Here is a 5,018-nt window from a genome sequence, read left to right on the forward strand (position 1 = left end):
GTGCGGGACCTTTCCGCTTTAACTTCTCGTCTGGCGGGGTTGGCGCGTCCGTTGGCGTGCAAGGTCTTCGTATCGGGACTGGCCCACGAGGGCATTATATTCATGCAGGCGTCGGCGGTCTCTACTACCGAGGCACTTTGGGAAAGCGCAGCGCCAAGCAGACGCTGCAACTGTCTGAATTCCCATCTGGGCCAAAGCCCCATCCAACATCCTCACCCGTGGAATATGTCAGCGGTGGCGTCGTGATGAGAGAAATCGAGTCCGCCGATGTGATCGAGATGCGTGATGAGACATTTGCCAATGTGCTTGATGAAATCAATGCGAGGCAATCGCAGACGCGAATGTCGCTCATCCTGGCCGTGCTGTTTGGGATCGCCGGATTGATCGCAGGCGCAATGCTGGGAGGTGGGGTGGCGCTGATCGGTATTGCTGCCTTTTTGCCGGGCATGCTTATTGGCAACTGGTTGGACAGCTACCGCCGGGTGAGCGTGCTCTACTATGATTTGGAGCAGGACGCGGAGGCGGCCTACGGGCGACTTGTCGCCGCCTTTGACACGCTCACACGCTGCGCGGCGAGTTGGCATGTCGCGGCTGGTGGCAAGATAGAGGATCTGACGACTTGGAAGCGCAATGCGGGAGCCACGATGTTGGTCGATAAAAAGTCGACGACGCTCCAAGCTTCCTTGCCGACGGTTGTTCGCAGCAATGTCACACCACCGTCGATACACGTCGGCCGGCAAATCCTTTATTTCATGCCAGACATGATTTTGGTGAAGGACGGAAACCAGTACGGTGCCGTTGGGTATGGAGACCTCAGGACGCAATTTGCCCCCAGCAATTTTATTGAGACCGGCAAAGTTCCATCTGATGCTGAGATCGTGAGCTATACCTGGGCTCATCCCAATAAGAATGGCGGACCCGACAAACGCTTCAGAGATAATCGGCAGATCCCTGTCTGTCGCTACGAAGCCTTGCGGTTTTCTAGCCCATCCGGGCTCAACGAGCTGGTGGAATTTTCCAAGACAAACGTCAGCCAGCCCTTTTGCCAGGCTCTATTGGCACTCGCGCAAATGCACCGAAACGCTGGTGGCCAGTCCGGCTTGCTGAAAGCGCGCTAAGGAATTGGCTTGGTCAGCAAATGCCTTCGCACGGAATTCCGTCGCCGTCCCGGTCCAATTTGGGTCCCCAGCTACAGTTATTGAGATACCAGCGCGCCTCATCGCATGAGGAGATTTGCTTACAATAGCGACGCGGTTGACACGAATAGCTCTGAGCTATTTGGCGACGGCCTGTAAGGCCGTAGGATGTGTCATTACCGGGTTTATTGTTGGCTGCATGTGTTGCTCGCCAATCCCAAGGGGCTGTGAAAGTGCCAACCCAGATGCCAATCTTGGCCCTTTGGGCATCTGCCTGTTGTGACGCGTAACTACCATGGCTGTATCGAGGCCAATCCAGGGCATAACCCTGTTCGACCATCCAAGACGCAATGCTAGCACCGTCCGCCCGCTGACAATCACCAACGAAGCGGTTGTAACGATCCCACGAAACAAAGTTGCACTGGATGGGTCGGGATTGACTGAGGAAGATGTCCAGTGCTTCTGCGGATTTGCGGCCGCATGGGTATTCTTGCCCGCTTGCGTCGCTGCAGTTTTGGCTGCTTTCAGGTGCGTCGATGCCATTGAAACGAATACGCTGTCCGTGGATCTCGATCGTGTCCCCGTCAACGATGGACGCTACGCCGACGATAGGCTTCGGTTTTGACCCGAGTGCGCTTGCTGTATTGGGTCCCGCGATCTGGTTGCCCCACCCTGTAAAGTAGGAGGTGACATAAGCGCCCACTGCTAGCGTGATCACCAGGATCGCGGCTAATGATTTATGTGAAAAGAAACGCTTGCGCATAATTGAAACCCGGCCGCGTCTTGGCCGCGAGCTGCGGCGATGGGAATAGCGATCGCGATTCAATTTTCGATCCTTTGCGAAGCTGCCAAATGTTTTGCTAGCGCGTCTTTGACTTCTTGGCTGCTGCTTTCTTGGGCGCGGCTGCTGTGCGACCGAGGCCAATCGATTTTGCCAATCTGGAGCGATTGGCTGAATAGTTAGGCGCGACCATGGGGTAATCGTTGGAGAGGCCCCATTTTTGGCGATAGGCGTCGGGCGTCAGTCCAAAATGCGTGTTCAAGTGTCTCTTGAGGGACTTGAACTTTTTGCCGTCTTCGAGGCAGACGATGTAGTCTGGAGTGACTGAGCGCTTGGGGTTGACCGCGGGAACTTGGTCGGGTTTTTCCGGTTCGGACGGCTGGCCGATACGCGCTAATGACGAATTGATGCTGGCAATAAGGTCCGGCAATGAGGAGACCGGCACTGAATTCTTGCTCACATAAGCCGCAACGATATCGGCGGTAAGCTCCATCAGCGCGGTGGCCGTATTTTGGATTTCGTCAGTCACTTCATGGCTCCGGACTTCTGCAGTGAAATCCCGATCTATTACTTATCGGCTAAAAAAACCAGTAGAGGGAGGATACTAAATGCCAGGCGCTAATAGTGATGAATGTTAAAGCGCCAATCAGAATGCGGAACCACGAGAGACGGTGGATTGATTGGGCGCGGCGTTTTCTTTGTATGACCAGGAAAGCGGCTTGAGGCTCACAGGCGGATGCATTTAGATTTGGACGAGTAGGACCTACGCATGACATTTTCGAAAGACCCGCCGCCGGAGGTTAAGCCCCAGAAGGATAAGGCAAAGACTGGATCTGAATTGGACCGCGTTCCAAGTGCGGGAGCCATTCGGGTCCGCAACGGACTCTCTGTGTCAGAAAAAGACATTGTGGAGGCGGCTAAATACGGGGGCAGGGAGCGAGAATCCTCGTCGGATAGCGACTAGGCAAAGGGGGCCAAGAATGCAGGCTCTGACCCATATCACACGTCGCAATATTGGACGGTGTCCAGAAGTGATCGCAGTCGTTTCTAATTGAACACGGCTGTTTTTTCTTGCGCGAACGCTCTACGCGGGCTCTAGCTGGTTCTCCTTTCAAAGGGGATGTAAGTCTTGGACGTAAAACAGTCAGTCTTCCAAAGCGATCTCCCTCTAAAGGAGAAACTCGAGCGCGCCAGGATGGAGTTGCTCGATCTTTCCGCCCGCAATCGACTTTTGAATGTGCCGCGGTTTTCCAAGAGCGCGAAGACGATCGATATCGTCGATGAGAAGTCGTCCGAAATTTATCGATTGCTGGTGACCGAAGGAAAGGCTTTTACCTTCCTGGCCGGCAAGCCCGATAGGCCGAAAGCGGGCCAGGATGAAAGCAGCCCTCCAGACGAAGAGATCGACTATTCCCCCGTCGCTCTCGCCCAACCAGAGGACGATGGAGTCGATAACAGAGGGATATCCGCGCGGCACTCGGACACCAAGCTGCAGACGCGTATGACCCCAACTGGGCTGCAGCGGCGGCTCCTTGATCTCTACCATGATGCCCGCACACTCGAGGAAGAGCAGGGCGTCAATATCCTCTTTCTGGCCCTTGGAATGCTGAAGTGGATTGACCCGAACAACAAAGAGAACATCCGTCAGGCCCCCCTCATTTTGGTGCCGGTTCGGCTTGAGCGAGGGGCCGCTGGAGAAAAATTCCGCCTACGAGCCCGGCCGGAAGATCTTACCGCAAACCTCTCCTTGGAACTCTATCTCGACCGCATTCACAAGCTCGCTCTGCCGCGTTTTGAGGTGGGAGATGACTTCGACGTCTCGGCCTATCTCGATGCCGTTGCCGAAGCAATTTCGACCAAAGAGGGTTGGGAGGTGCTTCGCGACGATATGGTGCTCGGCTTCTTCTCGTTTGCGAAGTTCTTGATGTACCGTGATCTGGATCCGGATCTCTGGCCCGATGGCGCAAAGATTATCGAACAACCGAAGATCCGCTCGCTTCTTTCAGATGGTTTCGAAACACGCGAGCCGCTTATGTCGGACGACATAGCGATTGATCCGCACATTGCGCCCGCCGAAATGTTGCATATCGTCGACAGTGACAGTTCTCAGACACTGGCGATCCATGACGTCAGAAAAGGTCGCGACCTCGTTATCCAAGGTCCGCCTGGGACAGGAAAATCGCAGACGATCGCAAACATTATTGGGTCGGCCGTTGCCGACGGAAAGACCGTGCTGTTCGTGGCCGAAAAGATGGCAGCGCTGGAGGTCGTCAAGCGACGGCTTGACACTGCTGGGGTGGGGGACGCCTGCCTTGAGCTGCATAGTAACAAGGCGAACAAGCGCATGATGCTAGAGGAGCTGCGGCGAACCTGGCAACTCGGATCGCCCAGGGGCCAGCTTCCTTCTTCCCTAACTGATCGCTTGCTGGAGGCTCGCGATAAACTCAACGCACATGCTGCACGAATGCACGTTGCGTTCGGAGCGTCCGAACTCACTCCTTATCAGGTTCTCGGCCAGCTAACCCGACTAAGGCAGGTCGGTCAGAAACCAGTGGACATCGAACTTACGGATGCCACAAGCTGGACAACTGACGGCGTTTCGCAACGTCGCAAATTGCTCGATGAGGTCTCTCAGCGGATCAACGAGATCGGCTTGCCGATCCACCACCCGTGGCGGGGAGTTGGCCTGGATGTCGTTCTTCCAACGACCATTGAGAGGCTCGTCCCACGCATCGCGGCGTTGCTGGACCAAGCCAAGGCACTGCACGCCAAACTGGTCGGTATCGCTGAGCGGATCAAGGCCGAGCCTCCGAAAATTCTCAGCGACAGCGGCGAGATAGAAGATCGCGCTGAGCTTCTCGCGTCCGCGCCTGGACTTCCTGCCGAGGCGCTCGTCTCGCCGGTATGGGATGAGCGTCCGAAAGACATTTCATCGCTTCTCTGGTCAGGAACGGATTTCGCCCGCAAGTCCGAGGAACTTTCGGAGCAGTTGGCGGCAACGGCTATCGACACGCCAATTGAAGGTCTCGAGACAGAGCTTGCAAAGCTTCCCTCGGAATTTCCGAAAGATGGTTTCCATCGTGCGCGACAGCTCACCATTC

At 55.6% G+C, this 5,018-nt stretch carries 4 protein-coding genes; 2 read left to right on the plus strand and 2 right to left on the minus strand.

Going from position 1 to position 5,018, the window contains the following annotated elements:
- On the plus strand, window positions 1-1,118 hold a 1,118-nt coding region (locus EN935_RS21805), incomplete at its 5' end, for a DUF4236 domain-containing protein (protein WP_127373604.1).
- Between the two features lie 13 nt (window positions 1,119-1,131).
- Here the strand turns inward: EN935_RS21805 and EN935_RS21810 are convergent.
- Window positions 1,132-1,899 carry a thermonuclease family protein gene (locus EN935_RS21810; RefSeq protein ID WP_095770038.1) on the minus strand — a complete coding sequence of 256 codons (768 nt, stop codon included), beginning with the start codon at window positions 1,897-1,899 and terminating at the stop codon, window positions 1,132-1,134.
- A 97-nt stretch (window positions 1,900-1,996) separates the two neighbouring features.
- Window positions 1,997-2,410 (minus strand): MucR family transcriptional regulator, encoded by a 414-nt coding sequence (locus EN935_RS21815; protein WP_082826711.1) that lies wholly within the window; start codon window positions 2,408-2,410, stop codon window positions 1,997-1,999.
- Between the two features lie 636 nt (window positions 2,411-3,046).
- Between EN935_RS21815 and EN935_RS21820 the strand changes: the two genes are divergently transcribed.
- Window positions 3,047-5,018: DUF4011 domain-containing protein (locus EN935_RS21820; protein ID WP_127373605.1), on the plus strand; the 1,972-nt coding region annotated here is incomplete at its 3' end.

Source organism: Mesorhizobium sp. M7D.F.Ca.US.004.03.1.1 (assembly GCF_003998635.1).
Classification (GTDB): domain Bacteria; phylum Pseudomonadota; class Alphaproteobacteria; order Rhizobiales; family Rhizobiaceae; genus Mesorhizobium; species Mesorhizobium loti.

Coding starts and splice junctions, on each gene's coding strand:
- EN935_RS21815 (WP_082826711.1), bottom strand. CDS start 2,410: ATGGAGCTTACCGCCGATATCGTTGCGGCTTATGTGAGCAAGAATTCA.
- EN935_RS21810 (WP_095770038.1), bottom strand. CDS start 1,899: ATGCGCAAGCGTTTCTTTTCACATAAATCATTAGCCGCGATCCTGGTG.